Source organism: Streptantibioticus rubrisoli (assembly GCF_024436055.1).
In the GTDB taxonomy this organism is placed as follows: domain Bacteria; phylum Actinomycetota; class Actinomycetes; order Streptomycetales; family Streptomycetaceae; genus Streptantibioticus_A; species Streptantibioticus_A rubrisoli.
The window spans coordinates 13,103-36,587 of record NZ_JANFNH010000045.1; the positions used below are offsets into that span (position 1 = coordinate 13,103).

Annotated in this window: 20 protein-coding genes and 1 pseudogene; 8 read left to right on the top strand and 13 right to left on the bottom strand. The window is 71.2% G+C overall.

What is annotated here, in order from left to right:
* Positions 1-414: 414 nt before the first annotated feature.
* Positions 415-879, bottom strand: a complete 465-nt coding sequence (locus NON19_RS27060) for an ATP-binding protein (RefSeq protein ID WP_255931726.1) — start codon at positions 877-879, stop codon at positions 415-417.
* Between the two features lie 118 nt (positions 880-997).
* The gene (gene bldG, locus NON19_RS27065) at positions 998-1,339 is read right to left on the bottom strand and encodes an anti-sigma factor antagonist BldG (RefSeq protein ID WP_255931727.1); all 342 of its coding nucleotides are present in this window, start codon (positions 1,337-1,339) and stop codon (positions 998-1,000) included.
* A gap of 135 nt (positions 1,340-1,474) precedes the next feature.
* Here bldG and sftH point away from each other — a divergent pair, with 135 nt between their 5' ends.
* The gene (gene sftH / locus NON19_RS27070; protein ID WP_255931728.1) at positions 1,475-3,841 is read left to right on the top strand and encodes a DEAD/DEAH box helicase; all 2,367 of its coding nucleotides are present in this window, start codon (positions 1,475-1,477) and stop codon (positions 3,839-3,841) included.
* Positions 3,842-3,904: 63 nt separating this feature from the next.
* On the opposite strand, the pseudogene NON19_RS27075 reads toward sftH, so the two are convergent.
* The 7 genes and pseudogenes from NON19_RS27075 to ssd form a co-directional block, all read right to left on the bottom strand.
* A pseudogene (locus NON19_RS27075) lies at positions 3,905-4,180 on the bottom strand (Rv3654c family TadE-like protein); the annotation flags it as partial.
* Positions 4,177-4,548 (bottom strand): TadE family type IV pilus minor pilin, encoded by a 372-nt coding sequence (locus NON19_RS27080; protein WP_255931729.1) that lies wholly within the window; start codon positions 4,546-4,548, stop codon positions 4,177-4,179. The gene NON19_RS27080 and the pseudogene NON19_RS27075, both read right to left, overlap by 4 nt.
* Entirely contained in the window at positions 4,535-4,768 is a 234-nt protein-coding gene (locus tag NON19_RS27085; protein WP_255931730.1) for a DUF4244 domain-containing protein, read from the bottom strand. The genes NON19_RS27080 and NON19_RS27085 overlap by 14 nt, the downstream gene beginning before the upstream one ends.
* A gap of 95 nt (positions 4,769-4,863) precedes the next feature.
* Positions 4,864-5,646, bottom strand: a complete 783-nt coding sequence (locus NON19_RS27090; RefSeq protein WP_255931731.1) for a type II secretion system F family protein — start codon at positions 5,644-5,646, stop codon at positions 4,864-4,866.
* Positions 5,643-6,575 (bottom strand): type II secretion system F family protein, encoded by a 933-nt coding sequence (locus tag NON19_RS27095; protein WP_255931732.1) that lies wholly within the window; start codon positions 6,573-6,575, stop codon positions 5,643-5,645. The genes NON19_RS27090 and NON19_RS27095 overlap by 4 nt, the downstream gene beginning before the upstream one ends.
* Entirely contained in the window at positions 6,572-7,768 is a 1,197-nt protein-coding gene (locus NON19_RS27100) for a TadA family conjugal transfer-associated ATPase (RefSeq protein ID WP_255931733.1), read from the bottom strand. Before NON19_RS27100 ends, NON19_RS27095 begins: the two co-directional genes overlap by 4 nt.
* On the bottom strand, positions 7,765-8,844 hold the full coding sequence (gene ssd / locus NON19_RS27105; protein WP_255931765.1) for a septum site-determining protein Ssd: 1,080 nt from the start codon (positions 8,842-8,844) through the stop codon (positions 7,765-7,767). Before ssd ends, NON19_RS27100 begins: the two co-directional genes overlap by 4 nt.
* 1,557 nt (positions 8,845-10,401) lie before the next feature.
* Here ssd and NON19_RS27110 point away from each other — a divergent pair.
* Entirely contained in the window at positions 10,402-11,226 is an 825-nt protein-coding gene (locus tag NON19_RS27110) for an HAD family hydrolase (protein WP_255931734.1), read from the top strand.
* A 658-nt stretch (positions 11,227-11,884) separates the two neighbouring features.
* Here the strand turns inward: NON19_RS27110 and NON19_RS27115 are convergent.
* Complete coding sequence (locus NON19_RS27115; protein ID WP_255931735.1) at positions 11,885-12,742, bottom strand: Fic family protein; 858 nt, start codon at positions 12,740-12,742, stop codon at positions 11,885-11,887.
* A 101-nt stretch (positions 12,743-12,843) separates the two neighbouring features.
* Between NON19_RS27115 and NON19_RS27120 the strand changes: the two genes are divergently transcribed.
* From NON19_RS27120 to NON19_RS27145, 6 genes are all read left to right on the top strand, one after another.
* Entirely contained in the window at positions 12,844-13,860 is a 1,017-nt protein-coding gene (locus NON19_RS27120) for an ATP-binding protein (RefSeq protein ID WP_255931736.1), read from the top strand.
* 218 nt (positions 13,861-14,078) lie between these two features.
* Complete coding sequence (locus NON19_RS27125; RefSeq protein WP_308213741.1) at positions 14,079-14,855, top strand: carbonic anhydrase; 777 nt, start codon at positions 14,079-14,081, stop codon at positions 14,853-14,855.
* A gap of 113 nt (positions 14,856-14,968) precedes the next feature.
* Positions 14,969-16,939 carry an acetate--CoA ligase gene (acs, locus tag NON19_RS27130; RefSeq protein WP_255931737.1) on the top strand — a complete coding sequence of 657 codons (1,971 nt, stop codon included), beginning with the start codon at positions 14,969-14,971 and terminating at the stop codon, positions 16,937-16,939.
* 217 nt (positions 16,940-17,156) lie between these two features.
* Positions 17,157-18,551 (top strand): Na+/H+ antiporter NhaA, encoded by a 1,395-nt coding sequence (gene nhaA / locus NON19_RS27135; protein WP_255931738.1) that lies wholly within the window; start codon positions 17,157-17,159, stop codon positions 18,549-18,551.
* Between the two features lie 71 nt (positions 18,552-18,622).
* Positions 18,623-19,063, top strand: a complete 441-nt coding sequence (locus NON19_RS27140) for a phage holin family protein (protein ID WP_255931739.1) — start codon at positions 18,623-18,625, stop codon at positions 19,061-19,063.
* Positions 19,064-19,076: 13 nt separating this feature from the next.
* A complete protein-coding gene (locus tag NON19_RS27145) occupies positions 19,077-19,997 on the top strand; it encodes an alpha/beta fold hydrolase (protein ID WP_255931740.1) in 921 nt (306 codons plus the stop codon).
* 405 nt (positions 19,998-20,402) lie between these two features.
* Here the strand turns inward: NON19_RS27145 and NON19_RS27155 are convergent, their stop codons facing one another.
* The 3 genes from NON19_RS27155 to nth are packed head-to-tail and all read right to left on the bottom strand — an operon-like array spanning position 20,403 to position 23,257.
* A complete protein-coding gene (locus NON19_RS27155; protein ID WP_255931742.1) occupies positions 20,403-21,602 on the bottom strand; it encodes a MarP family serine protease in 1,200 nt (399 codons plus the stop codon).
* Positions 21,603-21,614: 12 nt separating this feature from the next.
* A complete protein-coding gene (locus NON19_RS27160; RefSeq protein WP_255931743.1) occupies positions 21,615-22,286 on the bottom strand; it encodes an NUDIX hydrolase in 672 nt (223 codons plus the stop codon).
* Complete coding sequence (gene nth / locus NON19_RS27165; RefSeq protein WP_255931766.1) at positions 22,283-23,257, bottom strand: endonuclease III; 975 nt, start codon at positions 23,255-23,257, stop codon at positions 22,283-22,285. The genes NON19_RS27160 and nth overlap by 4 nt, the downstream gene beginning before the upstream one ends.
* Positions 23,258-23,485 lie beyond the last annotated feature (228 nt).

Here is a 23,485-nt window from a genome sequence, read left to right on the forward strand (position 1 = left end):
CACGTGGGCGCGCGGCTCCTGCGACTGCAACAGCCGCGGCGCTCAGGCTGCTTGAGCTAACTGAGCAAAGATGGACGGATTGTAGGTAGCGGGAACGGATCAAAACAGAGTGCGTGAACGAGAATTGGCCGGTGACACGCGTGTGGAACGGGTTCGCAAATTCCGTGACCGTTCCAGAAATCACCGATTACGGTGAACCGCGAGGCGCGCGGTAGACCCCGAATTGATCATTGGCATTGATCAAGGAGTTGACCGTGGAGATCATTTGGCAGTCTCGGTGTGTGAAAGCCGGGGCTGATGAGGCTTTTGGTACCGGCGGCGGAGCTGAGCGCCCGCGCCGCGCGTACGTGGTGCTTGGGGCGTGAAAAAGGCGCCCCGCGGGGCGCCTGGAGATCGGTGAGCGGTGCCGCCCGGTTACGGCAGCTCGACCGTCGGCGTGGTCGGCCAGCTCATGCGGATGGTGCCGCCGCCCGGACCGGAGGTGACCTCGACGTCGTCCACCAGGCCGCTGATCACCGCGAGGCCCATCGTGCCCTCGTCCTCGGCCTCCTCGGTCCCGGACTCCCCGGAAGCCACCGGGTGCCCGGCAGCCTCGTCAGCGGTCCGCGCACCGGGACCGGAGGGTGTCTCCGGCACCTCGTCCCCGACCTCGATGGAGAACTTCTTCTCCTCCTCGGTCAGCACCACGCGCACCGGCATGTCGACCCCGTTGCTGCGGTGCAGCCCGACGGCGCGCGAGCAGGCCTCGCCCACGGCGAGCCGGACCTCGTCGAGCGCGGCCTCGTCCACCCCTGCCCGACGCGCCACCGCGGCCGCCACCAGCCGTGCGGTGCGGACGTGCTCAGGCAGGGCGCTGAAGCGCAGTTCAACGGTGGCCATGGCCTCCCCCTTGGGCAAACGCGGGCGTGCTTGACAGGGGTCCGGGCTACTGCCGGGCCCGGTACCCCCGTGCTCGGTCAATCACGGAGCTGACACTGACGACGCTACGCCGTCAGACTCAGTCCGTGGCGTTGACAGCCTCGTCCACCGTGGTGTGGATGGGGAACACCTTGGTCAGACCAGTGATACGGAAAATCTTCAGGATGCGCTCCTGGTTGCACACCAGTCGCAACGAGCCCTCGTGGGCGCGCACCCTCTTGAGCCCACCAACGAGCACACCAAGGCCGGTGGAGTCGAGGAAGTCCACGTGCTCCATGTCCACGACCAAGTGGTAGCTGCCGTCGTTGACGAGCTCGACCAGTTGCTCGCGCAGCTTGGGCGCGGTGTATACATCAATCTCGCCACCGACCTCGACGACCGTACGGTCGCCAACGGTCCGGGTCGACAGGGACAGGTCCACGGATCCTCCAGCACCTTGCATCGAGCGGTCGCCCCCCATGGATCGGCAGCCGCGATGGCATTCAATCACTTACCACCGGGCCAAGACGACGCCTTGAAGCGATTGTCCGTCATGCCGGTGACACACTGAGTGCCGATGGCCCACGATGATCCACCGCAGCCCGAGCACGGCCGCCCAACCCCAGCAACGGTCCTGCACCGACTCGCCACAGGGGCGGGCCGCGCCGCGCGTGTCACTCATACGGAGCACTTGCCCCCTAGGACCGGTCGGCATGCCGATTGGCCTGATCAGATCCGCTCCGAAGTGATCAACGCGATCCGCGCGGCCGGTATCGCCCGCCCCTGGGAACACCAGGCCGAGGCCGCCCGGCGCGCCCTGCGCGGCGAATCCGTGGTGGTCGCCACCGGAACCGCGTCCGGAAAGTCACTCGGCTATCTGGCCCCTGTCCTGAGCACGCTGCTGACCGGCTCCGAGGCGCCCAACGGACGGGGCGCCACCGCGCTGTACCTCGCCCCCACCAAAGCGCTCGCCGCCGACCAACGACGCGCCGTGGCGGAGCTGGCCGCCCCGCTCGGCACCGCCGTCAGGCCCGCGGTCTACGACGGCGACACGCCGTTCGAGGAGCGCGAGTGGGTCCGCCAGTACGCGACGTATGTGCTCACCAACCCCGACATGCTGCACCGCGGCATCCTGCCCGGCCATCCCCGCTGGTCCTCCTTCCTGCGCCAACTGGCGTACGTGGTGATCGACGAGTGCCACACCTACCGGGGCGTCTTCGGCTCGCACGTCGCCCAGGTACTGCGTCGGCTGCGCCGCGTCTGCGCTCGCTACGGAGCGGATCCGGTCTTCCTGCTCGCCTCGGCCACCGCGGCCGACCCCGCGGCCGCCGCGGGACGGCTCACCGGCGTACCGGTGAGCGAGATCACCGAGGACGCCTCCCCGCGCGGCGAACTGGTCTTCGCCCTGTGGGAACCGCCGCTGACCGAGTTGAGCGGGGAGCGCGGCGCCCCGGTACGCCGGACCGCGACCGCGGAGTCGGCCGACCTGCTGACCGACCTGGTGGTCCAGGGCACCCGCACGGTGGCCTTCGTACGGTCCCGGCGCGCCGCCGAGCTGATCGCGCTGCTCGCCCAGGACAAGCTCGCCGCGGTCGACCGCTCGCTGCCCGGCCGGGTCGGCGCCTATCGCGGCGGTTATCTGCCCGAGGAGCGCCGGGCGATCGAGCGGGAGCTGCACAGCGGCCGACTGCTCGGCCTCGCCTCGACCACCGCCTTGGAGCTGGGCGTGGACATCTCCGGCCTCGACGCCGTGCTGCTGGCCGGGTATCCGGGCACCCGGGCCTCGCTGTGGCAGCAGGCGGGCCGGGCCGGGCGGGCCGGTCAGGGGGCGCTGGCGGTGCTCATCGCCCGCGACGATCCGCTGGACACCTATCTCGTGCACCACCCAGAGGCGCTGTTCGACCGGCCGGTGGAGTCCACCGTGCTGGACCCGGACAACCCCTATGTCCTCGCGCCCCACTTGTGCGCGGCCGCCGCCGAACTCCCGCTCACCGAGGCGGACCTGGCGCTGTTCGGTCCCGAAGCCCCCGAGCTGATACCGCAGTTGGAAAGGCGCGGACTGCTGCGGCGCCGTGGGCGCTCGTGGTACTGGACCCGGCGGGAGCGCGCCGCCGACCTCACCGACATCCGCGGCGAGGGCGGCCGTCCCATCCAGGTCGTCGAGGCCGCGACCGGGCGGCTGCTGGGCACCGTGGACCAGTCCGCCGCGCACGCCACCGTCCACGACGGCGCGGTCCACCTCCACCAGGGCCGCACCTATTTGGTGAGCCGCCTCGACCTGGACGACAACGTGGCGCTGGTCGAGGAGGCCGATCCGCCGTACTCCACGATGGCCCGCGACACCACCGCCATCACCATCCTCGGCACGGAGACCGAGCAGCCGTGGGGTGAGGCCAGGTTGAGCTTCGGCTCGGTCGAGGTGACCCACCAGGTCGTGTCGTATCTGCGCCGCAAGCTGATCACCGGCGAGGTGCTCGGCGAGACCAAGCTCGACCTGCCGCCGCGCACACTGCGCACCCGGGCGGTGTGGTGGACCCTGACCGAGGACCAGCTTGCGGAGGCCCGCCTTCACCCGGAGGAACTGCCGGGGGCCCTGCACGCGGCCGAGCACGCCTCGATCGGCATCCTGCCGCTGTTCGCGACCTGCGACCGCTGGGACATCGGCGGGGTCTCCTTCCCGCTGCACCCCGACACGGGTCTGCCGACCGTATTCGTCTACGACGGCCACCCGGGCGGTGCGGGCTTCGCCGAGCGGGCCTACCGCACGGCGCGGGCCTGGCTGACGGCGACGCGCGAGGCGATCGCCGCGTGCGAGTGCGAGTTCGGCTGTCCTTCGTGCATCCAGTCGCCCAAGTGCGGGAACGGCAACGATCCGTTGGACAAGCTGGCCGCGGTCCGCCTGCTGGACTGCCTGCTGGCCGCCGCCACCGACGACCACGGCTGACGGCGGCCCCGCACGAGCCCGCACCCGGGCCGGCCCCATCAGCAGCAGTCGCCCGCCGCCCGACACCTCCGCCACCACGTCGGCCACCTCGCCCCGCACCGAGCAGGACACCAGCCGCGCGCCCTGCGCATGGGCGACCCGCTCCGCGCACCGGCACGCCGACCGTTGACCGTCCAGCGCGTGGTCCGCCGCGGCGAGTGCCGCCAGGTCGGCGGCCCCGCCCGCCCGGTGGCGCACCACGACCGCCTGGCCAAGTGCGAGCAGGGCGGCGAAGACCGTGCACAGCGCTCCGATGAGCACCAGCGCCCAGATGGTGGCCGACCCCCGGTCCCGGCTCATCGGACCGTCTCCTCTGCCAGTGCCGCCGCCTCGGCGTGGACCGTCGCCGACAGCATCCCGGCCAGCCGTCCCGGCCCCAGCGACCGTGCGGTCACCCACACCCGCACCAGGTCGCCCTCGCGCCGTAGGTCGACGACCGCCCCATGGGGTGCGGCTGCCGCCGCCGCGGCCAGCGCGACGGTCCGCGGCTCGGACCGTGCGGCGGCCCGTGCCCCGGCTCTCGCGGCGTCCACGCAGCGGATCTGCGCGACCGCCGTCATCAGGCCCCACAGCAGCATCGCGGTGACCATCACCAGCACCGGGACGACCACCGCCGCCTCGGCGGTCACATAGCCGCCGTCCGGAGAGCCCCGCTCAGAAGGAGACATCGAGTGCCCTCTTGATCATCCCGCTGAGCGCCGAACTCACCTCGCCACTGGTGACGACCTTGTACAGCACGGCCGCGAAGGCACAGGCCGCCAGCGTTCCCACCGCGTACTCCGCGGTGCTCATTCCGGCGTCGGTGGCGGCCGCACGCACGGCGCGCCATCGGCCGCGCAGCCCTCGGCTGACGCCTGCGTTCTCCGGTGCGTGTCGCGTTGCGAACATCTTTCCTCCTGAGGTGCGTTGTGTCGCGTATGGCTTATGTGTTCTGTGCGGATGGCGAGTTGTCTTCCTCACCGACATCTCCGTGTTCCAGTGCCTCACCTCGCCCGTGTCATCGCCTGCGCCAGCCCGATCACCACCGGCACCACACCGACCACCAGGAAGGCCGGAAGGAAGCACAGCCCCAGCGGTGCGGTCGCCAGCACTCCAGCGCGGCGCGCCCTGCCGTTGGCTGAGCGGGCCCGTTCGGCGCGGTACTCGGTGGCGAGCCGGGAGACGGCGGCGACCGGCGGCACCCCGGTGGTGGCGGCACGCGCCATCCAGCGGCCAAGTCCGGCCGTTCCGGGCAGCGTTCCCAGCCGGGTCCAGCACTGGACCGGATCCGCGCCGAGCCGCAGTTCCGCAGCGACCCTGCGCAACGCACCGCCCAACTGCCCGTCGAGGGTGCGGCCCACGACGTCGGCGGCGTCCGCGGGGGCGGCGCCCGCCATCAGGCAGGCGGCCAGCAGGTCGGCGGCGAGCGGGAGTTGGCGGCTCGTACCGGATCCCTCGTGGCGGGTTGATGGTCTGGGCCTTCGCTGCCAGCGGCGTATGCCGTACGCCCCGGCGAGTCCGGCCACGCCCCCGGCCGGGCCGCCCACCAGGGCCGTGAGCACTATCCCGGCGGCCACCGGCGGCGCCCACTCGCGAAGCTCGCGCCGGGCGGCCAGGCGCAGACCGGGCCAGCGGTCCGGCCGGGCGGGCTCGATGCCCAGCAGCCACTCGCGGCGCCGTCTGGCGGTCCGCTGGCGGTGCGCCGACACCAGTGCCACGACGGTGCACAGGGCGGCCACCAAGAGCACCCCCGTCATCCCCAGCCTGTGGACAGCGTTTCCGCTCATGTCGCCTCCTGTGCGGCGCCGACGATGCGGGCGGTCCATGCCAGTCCGGCCCACTCCAACGCACCGCCGACCAGCAGGCAGCCGAGCCCGGTGGGGGTGCGCAGCAGCACCCGCAGCGGATCAGCGCCGAGGGTTGCGCCCAGCACCACCCCGAAGACCGGCAGCAGAGCGAGCATCACCGCGGTCGAGCGCGGCCCCGCCAACTGAGCGCGCAGATCCTCGCGTTGGTCCCGCTCGGCCCGTAGCGCGGCGGCCACCCGGTCAAGGCCGTCGGCGAGACCGGCGCCGCCGTCCACCGACACCTCCCAGCACGCGGCGACACCGGCCAGCCCCTGCGCACCCGGTCTGGCGGCCGCCTGCCGCAGCGCGCCCGGCACGTCCCCGCCGAAACGGGCCGCAGCCAGCACGGGCGTCACGCCCTCCGCTCCGTCGGGGCCGTCCGGACCGCGCAGCCCTTCCACGGCCTCGACCAGCGCGGCGTCCGGCGGTCGGCCCGCGCGCAGGTCTCCGGCGACCGTCACACACAGACCGACCACCACCTCCTGCCACCGCTCGGCCGTGCGCCGCCGGGCACGGACCCGCAGCACGCGGCGGACGTACGGGGTGGCGAGCGCTGCGACCAGCGCCGGGACCGGCGAGTGGGCGAGCAGCGCCAGCACCGTCCCGGCCACCGGGCACCACACCTCGTGGCCGAACCGGAACCCCAACCGGTGCTCGGCGCGCGCCCTGCCCCGCCGCAGCGCCTCCCGCGCCCGATCGCACAACGCCCTCCAGCGCGGCCCGACTTGGGGAACCGCCTCGGCCCGACCGCCGCCCGCGAGCATCAGCCGTGCCCTGCGCACCGCCTCGTCCTGCCGGTGCAGCCGCCACACCGCGCCAGCCGCGCAGACCGCCGCACACCACACCGTGAGCAGTTCCGCGTCCCTCATAGGGCACCTCGCTCGCACAGCGCGGCCAACCGTGGCCAACCGCGCTCTCGCCCGTAGCGCCCGTCGGCGTCCCGCACCACGGCCGGAACAGTGCTGACCAGACCGCCGCCGTCCCGCTCCAGCACATGGATCTCGGCGACCCGGCGCCGCCCCGAGCGGTCCCTGGCCAGATGGACGACGACCGAGAGCGCGGCGGCGAGTTGGCTGTGCAGCGCCGCACGCCCCAACCCGGCCGTCGACCCCAGCGCCTCCAGCCTCGCGGGCACATCGCAGGCCGCGTTGGCGTGCACGGTGCCGCAGCCGCCCTCATGTCCGGTGTTGAGCGCGGCGAGCAGGTCCAGCACCTCGGGACCGCGCACCTCGCCGACCACCAGGCGGTCGGGGCGCATCCGCAGCGCCTGCCGGACGAGGTCCCGCAACGTCACGGTGCCGACGCCCTCTTGATTGGCGGGCCGGGTCTCCAGCCGCACCACATGCGGGTGTTCGGGGCGCAGTTCCGCCGAGTCCTCGGCGAGCACGATCCGTTCGCCTGCGCCGACCAGTCCGAGTAGCGTGCTCAGCAGCGTTGTCTTGCCGCAACCCGTCCCACCACTGACCAGAAACGACAACCGAGCGTCGACCACCGCCCGCAGCAGCCGCGCCACCTCACCGTCCACGCTGCCCGCCTCGACCAGTTCGGCAAGGGTGAAGGCCCGGGTCCGCACCACCCGCAGGGACAGGCACGGCGCGCCGATCGCGACGGGTGGCAGCACCGCGTGCAGCCGGGTGCCGTCCGGAAGCCGGGCGTCGACCCAGGGGCGGGCGTCATCCAGGCGGCGGCCAGCGGCCGTCGCCAGACGCTGTGCGAGCTTGCGGACGGCCGCGGCGTCGCGGAAGCGGATACCGGTCCGCTCCAGGCCCGAGCCGCGGTCCACCCACACCTCGTCCGGTCCGTTGACCAGGACGTCGGTCACCCCGGGTTCAGCCAGCAGCGGCTCAAGCAACCCGGCTCCGACCATCTCCGAGCGCAGTGCCCTGACCACGCCGAGCACGGCGGTGTCGCCGAGCAGCCGCCCTTGGGCGCGCAGCGCGGCGGCGACCGCCGACGCGGTGGGCTCGCTCCCGGTCTCGGCCAGCGTGAGCCGTACCGCGTCGAGCAGCGCCGCACGGTCGGCGGGGCCAGTGCGCTGGCGCCGGGTGTCGACGGCGTTCATACGGCAACACTCCCGCCGCTGGGCAGTGCCTCGGCGAGGAACGCCGTACAGAACCTGGCGAGCGGTCCGCGGCCGTTGCCGCCGGGTGGTTTGCCACCGTTGACGGCCTCCAACAGGCCGTTCTCCGGCGGCAGTTCACCAGCCAGCCGCAGCCCCAGCAGCCGGGCGATCTCATGGTCGTCAAGGCCGGAGGGGTAGGGGCCGCGGGCCACCACCCGCAGGTCGGGCAGGATCATGCCGATTCTGGACGCCACCCGGTCCGCCGCCGCGACGGCCCGCAACTCGGCGGGGACGACGAGCAGTCCGATGTCGGTCTGGGACAGCGCCTCTACCACGCTGTCGTCCACCCGGCGCGGTAGGTCCACCACGACCACCCCACCGCGCCGCCGGGCGGCACCAAGGACCGAGCGCATCGCCTCCGGAGTGATGACCACGGAATCGCCACGGTCCCAACTCAGGACACTGAGATCGTGCAGTCGGGGCAGGGACTCCTCCAACGCGCCGCTGCTGACCCGGCCCTGGGACTCGGCGAGGTCGGGCCAGCGCAGGCCCGCGGAGCGCTCGCCGCCAAGCAGTACGTCCAGTCCGCCGCCGAGTGGATCGCCGTCGATCAGCATCGTGCGGCGGCCACCGCGCGCCGCGGTGACGGCGAGCGCGCAGGCCAGGGTGCTGGCCCCGGCGCCGCCTCTGCCACCGACCACGCCGATGGTCAGTGCCGGTTCCCCGACGCCCTCCGCGGCGTCGGCGATCCGGTCGACAAGCCAGGCCTCGGCGTCGGGCAGGAACAGCACATGGTCGGCGCCGATGCCCACGGCGCGGCGCCACACGTCCTGGTCATCGAGGTCGCGTCCGATCAGCAGGACGCCGGAACGGCGCTGCACGCCCCTCAGGGCCGCCGAGCGGTCGTCGCCGACCAGGACCAACGGCGCTGCCTCCCAACTGCCCGGGCTGGTCGGCGGGCCGTAGCTGACCACCGGCTCCACTCCCGCGGCGGCGCACAGCCTCAGCAGGTCGTCCAGCAGGTCCTCGTCCTCGGTGACGATCAGGGGGACGCCTGCTCTGGGAGCCCGGGGGATGCGGCTCGGCCGAGGTTCCGCCCCGGCGCGGCCGATCCGGACGCCCCGGTTTCGGCGCTCCTCCGCCGCCGGTTCCGCCTCCGGCTCCCGCGCGCCGTCAGGCCCCGGGTCCCGGCCACCGCTGCCCCGGCCCTGCGGTGCGGCGCCCGGACCCGGCACCGGCAGCTCGCCGCTCGGGGCTGCGTCTCCTTGGCCAAGGCCGCCCGATGTCAGACCCGAGGCCTGCGTGGCCGCAGCCGAGCTTCCGTCTCCCGGGACTCGGTCGCGCGACCCCGGATCAAAGCCCCCGTCCTCCACTTCGCCGCCCGGGCCTCCGTCTGCTGGACCGCGGCCACATGGCACCGGTGCCGAATCCACGTTCGCTGAGCGCCCGGCTGGGCCCGTGCCCAGCTGGCCGCGGGTCGCCAGGCCCGGCTCCTCGGCCGACACTCCGTCTCCCCGGCCTGGGCCACGTACTGTGCCCCAGCCTTCCTGCCCTCCGGCCGCGTCCCTGCCCCCACCGGGTGCCGGATCCGTGCCCCGGTCCGCCGCCCCGCCCGGGCCCGCGTCGGCACGGAACCAGCCACGCGACACCTTGCCCGAGCGGGCCTCCTCCGGCTCCCCTACCTCCCAGCCCCACCTGGGCCGTGCTCCAGCGGAACCCAGAGCCTCCGGCCCGGCACCCGGTCCACCGAACTCAGCGCCCCGCCCACGCGACCCAACGCTGGGGCCCAACTCCCCACTCAGGCCCCCCGTTTCGCGGAACGAGCCACCCGGCACCGCCCCCACGTCCGGCTCCTTCGGCCTCGCGACGGGGCCAGCGGCATCCACACGCCGTGCCCACGACGGCACCGCACCGGAACCAGGATCGTCCGGCCCGCCAACCCGACCGCGCAGCACCGCACCCGAACCCGGCCCCTCCAGAGCGCCGCCCAGGCCGCTCGGCACCGCATCCCACCCCGGTCGCTCTGGCCTCCCTTCCAACCGCCACGTCTCCCGGGGCTGGCTCTGGGAGCCCTCGGGGCCGGAGTGCATTTCGTTCGCCGTTTGGCCCGGCTGTCCAGTCCGTCCGTTCCTGCCGGGCCGTTCTGGAGTGCCCGGTGAGATGGATTCGGTCATGGCCCCCTCACTTCCCTCGCTGATACCGCGTACCTCGCGGGCCTTCTTGCCTCGCGGTTCTTCACGGTGGAGGAAGACCAGGAATCGAGTGGATCTTGGTCAAAAACAGGGGATAACTCGACGGTTGTGGATAACTCCGCCACTCACACGGGTGACTTCTCGGCGATAGCGCAACGATTACGTACGGTCACGCGTCGTACGTGTCACCAAGCGGGAAGGGGCAAGGAAATGATCATGAAAAAGATGGCGGCACAACCGGCCACGGGGTACGAAATGTGTCCGGACATGCGACGACCCCCGCCGGGGGGGAGAGCGGGGGTCGTCCCCACGGCCGACTCGGGGGGGGAGGAGCCGGACCGGGTTAGCACGGTCGCGAACGATCCGTGACTTCCATGGTGTACCCGAAGGCCTTCTCAGGCAAACCCACGCGCCTGAGCTTACGCCGAATGGTGGGTGCCTATGCTCGTCTCCGTGGAAAACCACTCCTTGCCGCGAACAGCCGCCTTCTTCGACCTCGACAAGACGGTCATCGCGAAGTCGAGCACTCTGGCCTTCAGCAAGTCCTTCTATCAAGGCGGACTGATCAACCGCCGGGCCGTGCTGCGCACTGCTTATGCCCAGTTCGTCTATCTACTCGGCGGTGCTGACCACGATCAAATGGAACGCATGCGGGAGTATCTGTCGGCGCTCTGCCGGGGCTGGAACGTCCAGCAGGTCCGGGAGATCGTCGCGGAGACCCTGCACGACCTGATCGATCCGCTGATCTACGACGAGGCCGCCTCACTGATCGAGGAGCACCACGCCGCCGGTCGCGACGTGGTCATCGTCAGCACCTCGGGCGCCGAGGTCGTGGAGCCGATCGGCGCGATCCTCGGGGCTGATCACGTGGTCGCCACCCGGATGGTGGTCGAGGACGGCCGCTACACCGGGGAGATCGAGTACTACGCCTACGCCGACACGAAGGCGAAGGCGATCGCCGAGCTGGCCGAGAACGAGGGATACGACCTCTCCCGCTGCTACGCGTACAGCGACTCGGCGACCGACATTCCGATGCTGGAGTCGGTGGGACATCCGTACGCGGTCAACCCGGACCGTGCGCTGCGCCGCGAGGCGATCGCGCGGGAATGGCCGGTGCTGACGTTCAGCCGACCGGTTCGGCTGCGTCAGCGCATTCCGTCGATGCCGAGCCGTCCGGTGCTCGCGGCGGCCGCCGCGGTGGCAGCCGTCGCCACGGCGGGTCTCGTCTGGTACGCGTCGCGTCGCCGTCGACCAGTAATGTCCTAAGACGCGCCATTAGTTGTTGATTGAGGCTAAAAGTAAAAGAACTGCGGCCAGGGGTTCCGCTTGCTGGTGGCGCGGAGTAGAAAGGAATTGACGGCCCGCGAGACCACGGATATCCGAGAGGAACCCCGTTGTATCAGGCCCCACGGACCGAAGCACGCACGTCGGGCACCCACGCGAAGCCAGCCCGCTGACCGGGCCAGCAGCACCAGGTGACGGGCGAAGTTCCCGACCTGATGGGCCAAGAGAGTGCACGCATGGTCACCCGGCGGACGTGCCAGCGGTGGCACCTGCGGGTGCCACCGCACATTTTTGCCCGCACGTACCGCGAGCGGCGCCGCAACCCGGCCTTCGGCCGCGCGTGATTGCCGTGCGGCGGATCGGCCGGGTCGCGCAGCGCCTGCGGCCGAAGCGGGTGCGTGCGCCGCCCGAACGGCGACGTCCGCCAGCGGGTCATAGCGGTGACGGTGGCGTGCGCCCGTAGCCGTAGCCCCCGCGAAGCCACTGCCCCGCCCCGACACGAGCCCCCACCCGGGCGCGCCCCGACCCGCCAAACCCCGCCACGAACCCGCGAACCCCACGCCACAACACCCCCCGCCGCGCCCCCCCCCCGAACCCCCCGCCGCGAAGCCCGCCGCAACGCCCCCGCCGGAGGCGCCCCTCAGGCCGCTCCGCGTTGGAGCGCCTCGCACACAGCGGTGCTTTCCCGCACCCCGAGCCGTACCGCCTCCGCGCAGTGCGCGATCCACTGGGCCATGCCCTGCGGCGTCCCTGACATGTACCCCTCCAGAGCCTTGAGGTACTCGGCGCGGCCGAGTTCCGCGTGGCCCACCTCCGCCGGGCAGATCGACTTCGGGTCGAGCCCGCTGCCCACCAGGACGATGCGCTGTGCCGCCCGCGCCACCGGGCCGTTGAAGGAGCCGAACGGGCGCAGCGCCAGCAGCTCGCCGTGCACCACGGCGGCGACCACCAGCGCGGGCGCCGAGCTTCCGGCCAGCAATAGCCCGGCCAGCCCTTCCAGCCGCGCCGCGACCTCCGCCGCATCGGGGAGCGGCAGTTCGGCCCACTGCTCATCGGCCACCGACTCACCCGCCCGGCGCGGCCGCCCCACGGTGTCGTCCGGTGCCACACCGCCCGCCGCGACCAGGTGCAGCCGCGCCAGCGCCTGCAGCGGTGACTGCCGCCAGACACTGAGGAGTTGACCGGACTCGGCGGTCAACCGCAGCGCCGCGCCCACCATGCGGGCCTGCTCGTCGGCCCCGAAGTCGCTGCGTCGACGCACCTCTTCCAACGGCCAGTCGGCCCCGGACAACGCGGCGGAAGCCCGCGCTCCGCGCAGTGCCGCCTCCGAGGTGATCTCGTTCGAGCGGCGGCGCATCACCCGGTGCCCGTAGACCCGGTCCACGGCCTGGCGCACCGAGTCCACCGAGTCGGCCACCCCGGGCAACGTGCCCAGTACGGCAAGCGGATCGGAGGACGCCGGGGATTCGGGGGCCGCCCCCCGGGAGAACGCAGTCATGGATACGACCCTACGCACCCATGGCCGCGTACCCCTCGTTGGAGTGGTGTTCTTCACTTCAGTGAGGGGCGGTGAGCGGACCGACCACTATCTTGTTGAACATGAAGATCGCTTTCGTTGGAAAGGGCGGGAGCGGCAAGACCACGCTCTCCTCCCTGTTCATCCGACACCTCGCCGCCGCCGGGCTCCCGGTCATCGCGGTGGACGCGGACATCAACCAGCACCTCGGCCCGGCCCTGGGCCTGGACGAAGCGGAGGCCGCCGCGCTACCGGCGCTGGGCGCCCATCTGCCGGAGATCAAGGAGTACCTGCGGGGCGCCAATCCGCGGATCGCCTCGGCCGAGACCATGATCAAGACCACCCCGCCCGGGCACGGCTCACGGCTGTTGCGGGTGACAGCGGAGAACCCGGTCTACGCGGCGTGCGCCCGGACCGTGGAACTCGACGGCGGTACGGTGCGGTTGATGGCGACCGGCCCGTTCAACGAGTCGGACCTGGGCGTCGCCTGCTACCACTCAAAGGTCGGCGCGGTCGAACTCTGCCTGAACCACCTGGTGGACGGGCGCGACGAGTACGTCGTGGTCGACATGACGGCGGGCAGCGACTCCTTCGCCTCGGGCATGTTCACCCGCTTCGACATGACGTTCCTGGTGGCCGAGCCGACCCGCAAGGGGGTCGCCGTGTACCGCCAGTACAAGGAGTACGCACGGGACTTTGAAGTGAACCTGCGCGTGGTGGGCAACAAGGTGCAAAGCCAGGACGACATCTCTTTCCTGCGCGACGAGGTGGGTGACGACCTGTTCACCACCGTCGGCCACTCCGACTGGGTGCGCGCGATGGAGAAGGGCCGCCCACCGCGGTTCGAGCTGCTGGAGCCGCCCAACCGCCAGGCGCTGCAGGCGCTTCACGAGGTCGCGGACGCCTCCTACGAGCGGCGGGACTGGCAGCGGTACACCCGTCAGATGGTGCAGTTCCACCTGAAGAACGCGGAGAGTTGGGGCAACGAGAAGACCGGCGCCGACCTCGCCGCGCAGGTCGATCCGTCCTTCGTGCTGAGCGAGGACGCGCTCGCCGCGCGGCCGCTGCCGGAGTACGCCGGGGTGGCTGGCGGCACCTGAGGCGGAGGGGCGCCCGCGAAGCAATCGACTAGCCATATCGCGGGCGCCTTTTCAAGGACTCCCGACCCACTTCACCCGATAGGGGCAAATACGGTCGGTCCGGCCTGTTCGCCCTTCCCAGGGGCGTTGAGCGTCCATTACTCTCCATTTACCGATCCTTGAAATAACGGAGTCACACACTCCGCGACCGACGCTCTGCCGGCCCGCTGGAGACCCAGATGCCCGAACCGCACGCCTACTCCCCCTGGACGCCCTGGCACCACCACCGCTGCACTCATCCACGGTCCGCCCCGCATGGAAGGAGTCAACTCCTCGGCGGCGTAAGGGCGTTCCAGAGCCACACGGCACCGCTGGTGCGGGACGAGCTGGCCCGGCTCGCCCGTGAAGGGCAGCGCCCCACCCACACCTTCCTGACCTGCGCGGACTCCCGCCTGGTCACCAGCATGATCACCGCAAGCGGCCCCGGGGACCTGTTCACCGTGCGCAACGTCGGCAACCTGGTCCCACCGCCAGGCGCCGAGGGAGCGTGCGACTCGGTGGCCGCCGCCATCGAGTACGCCGTGGAGGTGCTACGGGTCGACTCCATCACGGTCTGCGGCCACTCCGGCTGCGGAGCGATGCAGGCGCTGCTCGCATCGGCCACCACCGGGGCGGCAGCAGAGGCCGACCAACCAGCCAGCGCGCAGACCCCGTTGGCCCGCTGGCTGCGGCACGGGCGGCCGAGCCTGGACCGCCTCACGTCGGTCCGGTATGAACCGCTCGCCGACCGGGCGGTGGCCGACGAGGTGGAACGGCTCTGCCTCGTCAACATCACACAGCAGTTGGATCACCTGATCGCGCACAGTTGCGTGGCACGACATGCAGAGGAGGGAAGACTGAAGCTGTACGGGATGTACTTCCATGTCGGCGAGGCCCAGGCGTACCTGCTCGACAGCGGGTCGGGCGTCTTCCACGCCGTACGCCCCGAAGCGCGCCCACACACCGCACAGGTCTAAACCAATATCCGGCAGGTAACCCTTGTCAGCGCGCTTGTGGGCTGATGAGCTATGCGAAGGGACACATGGGGCATCCCCCCAGGGACATCCTGCGGCCAAGCGGATAAAGGGAGATGGGCGTGAGCAGCAACGAGAGCCTGGCCAACCTGTTGAAGGAGGAGCGGCGTTTCGCGCCTCCGGCGGAGTTGGCGGCGGCCGCGAATGTCACCGCTGAGGCCTACAAGAAGGCGGCGGCGGACCGGCTGGAGTTCTGGGCCACCCAGGCCCGTCGGCTGACCTGGGACATCGCGCCCACCGAGACACTGGACTGGTCGAACCCGCCGTTCGCCAAGTGGTTCGCGGACGGCAAGCTGAACGTGGCGTACAACTGCGTCGACCGGCATGTCGAGGCCGGGCACGGCGACCGGGTCGCGCTGCACTTCGAGGGCGAGCCCGGCGACGGCCGCACCGTCAGCTACGCCGAGCTGAAGGACGAGGTGTGCCGAGCGGCCAACGCGCTGATCGAACTCGGTGTCAAGGCGGGCGACCGGGTAGCCATCTACCTGCCGATGATCCCCGAGGCGGTCATCGCGATGCTGGCCTGCGCCCGTATCGGCGCCCCCCATTCAGTGGTCTTCGGCGGCTTCTCCGCCGACGCGCTGGCCACCCGTATCGCGGACGCCGACGCGCGCGTGGTCATCACCGCCGACGGCGGCTACCGGCGCGGCAAGCCCTCGGCGCTCAAGCCCGCCGTGGACGAGGCACTGACCCGGCCCGGCACCGAGAAGGTGCGCAACGTCCTGGTCGTCCGCCGCACCGGCCAGGAGACCGCGTGGACCGAGGGCCGCGACCTGTGGTGGCACGACCTCGTGCCACGGCAGTCGGAGCAGCACACCCCGCAGGCGTTCGACGCGGAGCACCCGCTGTTCATCCTGTACACCTCCGGCACCACCGGAAAGCCGAAGGGCATCCTGCACACCACGGGCGGCTATCTGACCCAGACGTCCTACACCGTGCACGCCGTCTTCGACCTGAAGCCGGAGACCGACGTCTTCTGGTGCACAGCGGACGTCGGCTGGGTCACCGGCCACTCGTACATCGTGTACGGACCGCTGTCCAACGGCGCCACCCAGGTCCTCTACGAAGGCACCCCGGACACTCCGCACCAGGGCCGCTGGTGGGAGATCATCCAGAAGTACCGCGTCTCGATCCTCTACACCGCCCCCACCGCGATCCGCACCTGTATGAAGTGGGGCGAGGACATCCCGGCCAAGTTCGACCTGTCCAGCCTGCGGCTGCTGGGTTCGGTGGGCGAGCCGATCAACCCCGAGGCATGGGTCTGGTACCGCAAGTACATCGGCGCCGACCGCACCCCCATCGTGGACACCTGGTGGCAGACGGAGACCGGCGCCATCATGATCAGCCCGCTGCCGGGCGTCACCACCACCAAGCCCGGTTCCGCGCAGCACCCGTTGCCTGGCGTCGCCGCCACCGTGATCGACGACGAGGGCAACGAGGTGCCCAACGGCTCCGGCGGCTACCTGGTGCTCACCGAGCCGTGGCCGTCGATGCTGCGCACCATCTGGGGTGATGAACAGCGCTACCTCGACACGTACTGGTCGCGGTTCGAGAACCGGTACTTCGCGGGCGACGGCGCCAAGAAGGACGAGGACGGCGACATCTGGCTGCTGGGCCGGGTGGACGACGTCATGCTGGTCTCCGGGCACAACATCTCGACCACCGAGGTCGAGTCCGCCCTGGTCTCCCACCCCAAGGTGGCCGAGGCGGCGGTGGTCGGCGCCGCCGACCCCACCACCGGTCAGGCCATCGCCGCGTTCGTCATCCTGCGCGGTTCCGCCACCGAGGAGGAGGGCCTGATCGAGGAGCTGCGCGCCCATGTCGCCAGGGAACTGGGCCCGATCGCCAAGCCCAAGCGGATCCTGGCGGTCGCGGAGCTGCCCAAGACCCGCTCCGGCAAGATCATGCGCCGACTGCTGCGCGACGTGGCGGAGAACCGGCAACTCGGTGATGTCACCACGCTCACCGACAGCACCGTGATGGAGCTGATCCAGTCCAAGCTCCCGGCCGCGCCCAGCGAGGACTGAGCCCGCCGAAGGACCACACACGCCATGAGGGGCGCCCGGCAACATGCCGGGCGCCCCTCGTGCACTTACTGTAACGATCAGCGGCCAACCCGTTCGAGGTCACGCGGTAAAGTGGCTGATGCGTCAAGAAAGCGCAAAATTTTCGGGTGTGCCGGGAAGTCTGGTCGGCGGATGCGACAGCCGTATCCAGCCACCGAGCCAGACCGGAGGACATCTCGTGACCCAGCCACGCCGCCGTTCCGTCTTCCTCGGCCGCCTGCCACTGCCCGAGCGGAACTACGTGGCGGACGCGCTGCGCACCGAGACCGTCGGCGGTGTGCTGCTGCTGGTAGCCGCCGTGGTGGCGCTGATCCTGGCCAACACCCCGGCGAATAGCGGCTATGTGGCCCTGCGGGACTTCCAGTTGGGACCGGCCGGGCTGCACCTCAACCTGTCCGTGGCCGACTGGGCCAAGGACGGCCTGCTCACGGTTTTCTTCTTCGTGGCCGGCATCGAGCTGAAACGTGAACTGGTCGCGGGTGAACTGCGCTCCCCGTCGGCCGCCGCGCTTCCGGTGGTCGCCGCCGTGTGCGGCATGGCACTGCCCGCGCTGGTGTACGCCACGGTGAGCCTGAGCGGCGGCGGCGACATCCGCGGTTGGGCGGTGCCCACGGCCACCGACATCGCCTTCGCACTCGCCGTGCTGGCGGTGATCGGCACCTCCCTGCCGTCCGCGCTACGGGCGTTCCTGCTCACCCTCGCGGTGGTGGACGACCTCTTCGCCATCCTGATCATCGCGGTCTTCTACAGCGCCAGGATCGACTTTCCGGCGCTCGGCCTCGCCGTGCTCGGCCTGTTCGTCTTCTGGCTACTGCTGCGCAGGCGGGTCCACGGCTGGTACGTCTACGTACCGCTGGCCCTGGTCATCTGGGCGCTGATGCACGTCAGCGGGGTGCACTCCACCATCGCGGGCGTGGCCATGGGACTGATGCTGCGCTGCGCCAAGGACGCCGGAGAAGACGTTTCTCCGGCCGAGCGCATCGAGCATGTGGTGCGTCCGCTCTCCGCCGGGATCGCGGTTCCGCTGTTCGCGCTGTTCGCCGCCGGGGTCCCGCTCTCCGGTGGCGCGATGCGGGGCGTCTTCACCAACCCCGAGACGCTCGGCGTGGTCCTCGGCCTGTTCCTGGGCAAGGCGGCCGGGGTCTTCGGCGGTGCCTGGTTCGCCGCCCGGTTCACCAGGGCGGAGCTCAACCCGGAACTGGCCTGGGCGGACGTGGGCGCCGTCGCGTGCCTGGGCGGCATCGGGTTCACCGTCTCACTGCTGATCGGCGAACTGGCCTTCGCCGGCAGTCCGGTGCTCGCCGGGGAGGTCAAAGCGGCGGTGCTGCTCGGCTCGCTGATTTCCGCGGTGGTCGCGGCAGCGCTGCTGAAGCTGCGCAACCGCAAGTACCGCGCGCTGTGCGACGAGGAGGAGCGCGACGACGACCACGACGGCATCCCCGACGTCTACGAGAAGGACGACCCCGAGTACCACCTGCGGATGGCCGCCATCTTCGAGGCGAAGGCTGCGGAGCACCGCAGACTCGCAGAACTGGCCCGCAGCGGAACTAACGGGGACCATGGTTCAACATGAATCCGGCATGATCGAACGTGACGGAGCACCGATCCACTACCGGACACGAACCGAATACGACGGAGGACGCGATGAGCGCAGTCGAACGGACCGATGAGCGGAGCCTCGGCCAACTGGTCGCGACGGCCACGGCCGAGTTGTCCGCACTCGTCCACGACGAGATCGCGCTCGCCAAGGCAGAACTGCGGGAGGACGCCAAGCGCGCTGGCATCGGCGGCGGCGCGATCGCCGGAGCGGGGGTCTTCGCGCTCTTCGCGTTGCCGGTGCTGAGCTTCGCGGCCGCGTACGGCATCCACAACCTCGGTCTGGGGCTCGCCTGGTCGTTCCTGATCGTGGGCGCCGCGTACCTGGTCCTCGCGGCGGTGTTGGGCGTCTTCGCACGGTCGAAGTTCAAGAAGGTCAAGCCGCCGGAGCGGTCGATCGCCTCCGCCAAGGAGACCGCCGCCGTGCTCCAGGGCGTCAAGCCGCATCCCCGCTCCCCCGCCGACCAGACGTCGTCGGGCCAAATGTGACAGTCTCTCGGACATGACGGTCGCTGACTCAACAGGTGTGCGCCTCGACGGCCCCTGGACCCACCGGGACGTCGCCGCCAACGGCGCCCGGTTCCATATCGCCGAGATCGGCGACGGCCCGCTGGTCTTGCTGCTGCACGGCTTCCCGCAGTTCTGGTGGGCCTGGCGGCGCCAGCTCACCGCGCTGGCCGACGCGGGGTTCCGGGCGGTCGCGATGGACCTGCGCGGCGTCGGCGGCAGCGACCGCACCCCGCGCGGTTACGACCCGGGCAACCTGGCGCTGGACGTCACCGGTGTGATCCGCTCGCTCGGCGAGCCGGACGCCGCGCTCGTCGGCCATGACCTGGGCGGCTATCTGGCCTGGACGGCCGCGGTGATGCGCCCGAAGCTGGTGCGCAGGCTGGCGGTCTGCTCGATGCCGCATCCACGGCGCTGGCGCTCCGCGATGCTGGCGGACTTCCGGCAGACCGCCGACAGCTCCTACATCTGGGGCTTCCAACGGCCCTGGCTGCCCGAGCGCCAGCTGGTCGCGGATGACGCGGCGCTGGTCGGACGGCTGATCCGGGAGTGGTCCGGGCCGCGGCTACCGGACGACGAGGCCGTGGAAACGTATCAGCGGGCGATGCGGATCCCGTCCACCGCGCACTGCTCGATCGAGCCCTACCGCTGGCTGGTGCGGTCGATGGCGCGGCCGGACGGGGTGCAGTTCTACCGGCGGATGAAGCGGCCGGTGCGGGTGCCGACGCTGCATCTGCACGGCTCGCTGGACCCGGTGCTGCGCACCCGCAGCGCGGCGGGGTCCGGGGAGTACGTGGAGGCGCCGTACCGCTGGCGGCTGTTCGACGGGCTCGGGCACTTCCCGCACGAGGAGGACCCGGTGGCGTTCTCCACCGAGTTGATCAACTGGCTGAAGGACCCCGAACCGGACAGGTGACGCACCGGACGGGTGATGCGCCAGAGTCCACTGGAGTCCTACTTTCTGACGATCGGCCAAATGCCGGGCGCATAGACCAATTGGGCGAGCACGGAGTGGTTACCGACCTTGCGGCGCGGGCACGTAGCTCGGTATGGGCTGGACGCACGACTACCGTGACGTATCACGCGACCACCGCGACACCACCGCTACGGGCCGCTCGGCGCCCACGGCGGCGCTGCGCCACCGGGCACAACTGTTGCCGCTGCCACGCATCCTGGGCCGCCGCGCCCGGTGGGTGGGCGCCCGGCTGCGCCATTCCGCGCGCAGTTGACGGCGGCACACCGCCTGAACACCGACAACCGCCAGATACCGGACCGCCTTCAGGCCCGAGACCGACCCCTACCCGCGGCCGAAAACAGACGGCTACAGGGCGCACTCCTGCGTGCCCACCGCCCGTACCGCGCCGCGGCCCGCGGTGACGTCCTGGGCCACCTCGTGTGCCGTCAGGGCGTACCCGGTCGAGTCGTCGTCAAGTGACTTGGCGAAGACCACCCCGTAGACCTTGCCGTCCGGAGTGAGCAGCGGGCCACCGGAGTTGCCCTGCCGCACCTCGGTGTAGAGCGAGTACACATCGCGGCTGACGCTGCCGCGCCGGTAGATGTCCGGCCCGTGCGCCTGGATACGGGCCCGCACCCGGGCGGCGCGCACGTCGTAGCCGCCGTTCTCCGGGAAACCGGCGACGATGGCGCCGTCGCCGCTGTGCCCCGAGTGGTTGACGAAGTCCAAGGCGGGCGCGTCAAGTGACGGAACGTCGAGTACCGCGATGTCGCGCTGCCAGTCGTAGAGCACCACCCTGGCGTCGTACTGCCTGCCCTGACCTCCGATCTGCACCGTCGGGTCCTTCACCCCGCCCACCACATGCGCGTTGGTCATCACCCGGTGCGAGGCGAAGACGAAGCCCGAGCCCTCCAGCACCTTGCCGCAACTCGGCGCCGTACCAACGACCTTGACGATGCTGCGCTCCGCGGTGGTCGCCGTGGCGCTGGAGGCCAGCTTCGGGTCGGGCGGACGCACAGAGGTGATCGGCTCGCTGGAGAACGGCGTGAAGACCTGCGGGAAGCCGTTCTGGGCGAGCACCGAGGAGAAGTCCGCGAACCACATGTCGGCGCGCTGCGGGATCAGCCGCGACACACCGGTGAGGACCTTGGAGGCCCGCACCTCACGGCCGATGGTGGGCAGCGCGGTACCGGCCAGCGCCGAGCCGATCAGCCAGGCGACCAGCAGCATCGCCAGCACGTTCACCAGCGCGCCGCCGGTCGCGTCGACGGCCCGCGCGGGCGACCAGGTGATGTGCGTTCTCAGCCGGTTGCCCAGATGAGTGGTGAACGCCTGTCCCACGGAGGCGCAGACGATCACCACGGCGACGGCGGCGATCGCGCCGAACGTGCCCGGTGGGGCGTTGCCCGTCGCCTGGTCCCAGACCAGCGGGAGGACGTAGACGGCGATCAGCCCGCCACCGAGGAAGCCGAGCACGGAGAGGATGCCGACCACGAATCCCTGCCGGTAGCCGACAACGGCGAACCACACGGCGGCCAGCAGCAGCAGGATATCCAGCGCGTTCACCGGGATACCGTCTCACGCGTGGGCGCTGAGCGGGACTTCCCTGGCGCGGTCCCACGGCTGTTCCCACCCGGAGAAGTGCAGGATGCGGTCGATCAATCCGGCCGTGAACCCCCAGACCAGGACATCCGACACCAGGAACGCGGGGCCGCGGAAGCCGCTCGGATGCGTGACGGTCCGCCTGTTCGCCGGATCCACCAGATCGGCCAGCGGAACGCTGAACACCCGCGCGGTCTCCGCCGGATCCACCGGCCGCACCGGAGAGGGCTCCCGCCACCAGCCGAGCACCGGTGTCACCACGAAACCGCTCACCGGGATGTACAGCCGCGGCAGGACGCCGAAGATCTGCACGCCGAGCGGGTCAAGGCCGGTCTCCTCCTGCGCCTCGCGCAGCGCGGCGCGCAGCGGACCGTCGCCTTCCGGGTCGCCGTCCACCGGATCGACGGCGCCACCGGGGAAGGACGGCTGCCCGGCGTGCGAACGCAACTGCCGGGCGCGCTCCATCAACAGCAGCTCGGGACCGCGCTCCCCCTCGCCGAACAGGACCAGCACCGCGGAGGGCCTACCGCCCGAGGCGGGCGGCAGGAAGCGGCTCAACTGCTCCGGCCGTATGCTCGGCGCCATCTTCGCCATCGGAGCGAGCCAGTCCGGCAGTTCGCTCAGCGACACCTCCGGCGCATCCGTCATTCCGCCCCCAGCGCGGGCGCGGGCTTGCCGGGGAAGTCCGGCGGCGGTTTGAGGCGCTGTCCCGGCCCGCCGCCCAACTCGTACTTGAGCAGCTTGGCGGCCTTGGCCGGATCCGTCTCACCCTCGCCGTACGAGGGGCACAGCGGCGCGATCGGGCAGGCGCCGCAGGCGGGGCGGCGCGAGTGGCAGACGCGACGGCCGTGGAAGATCAACCGGTGCGAGAGCATGGTCCACTCGCTCTTGGGAAACAGCGAGCCGACCTCCTCCTCGATCTTCACCGGGTCCTCGGAAGTCGTCCAGCCGAAGCGGCGGGCCAGCCGACCGAAGTGCGTGTCGACCGTTATCCCAGGGACGCCGAACGCGTTGCCCAGAACGACGTTCGCCGTCTTCCGCCCCACCCCGGGCAGGGTGACCAGGTCCTCCAGCCTGTTGGGCACCTCACCACCGAAGCGGTCGCGGATGGCCGCCGACAGGCCCAGGCACGACTTGGCCTTCGCCCGGAAGAACCCGGTCGGCCGCAGCAACTGCTCCAGCTCCTCGGGGTCGGCCGCCGCCATCGCCTCCGGCGTCGGGTACTTGGCGAACAGCGCGGGCGTCGTCTGGTTGACGCGCAGGTCCGTGGTCTGCGCGGACAGGACGGTGGCGATCAGCAGCTGGAAGGGGTTCTCGAAGTCCAGCTCGGGGTGGGCGTACGGGTACGCCTCGGCGAGCTCGCGGTTGATACGCCGGGCACGCCGCACCAACGCGACCCGAGACTCCGGCTTGGCGGGGGCCGCCTTGGCGGGGGGCTTCTTCGCCGCCGTCGTTTTGGCCGTGGCCTTGGCGGGGGCCGCCTTGGTGGGGGCCGCCTTGGTGGGGGCCGCCTTGGTGGGGGCGGGCTTGGTGGGGGGCTTCTTCGCCGCCGCCGTCTTGGCCGTGGCCTTGGTGGGGGGCTTCTTCGCCGCGTTCTTGGCGGTCGCCTTGGCGACCATCTTCGCGGCGGCGTCCTCGGCCGCCTTGGACGTGACCTTGCCGGACCTCCTGGACGCGGCTCTTCCGGACGCCTTGGCTCCGGGCGCGGCCGTACGGGCGGCTTGTTCGCTCACAGCGGAATCGGGGTCCTGGGTCCCCCGTACGGACCCTCCACCCTGCAGCTTCTTGCGCGCACTTGGCGTATCAGGCACCCGGCCAGCCTAAGCCTCAGCACCGACATCCGCCCT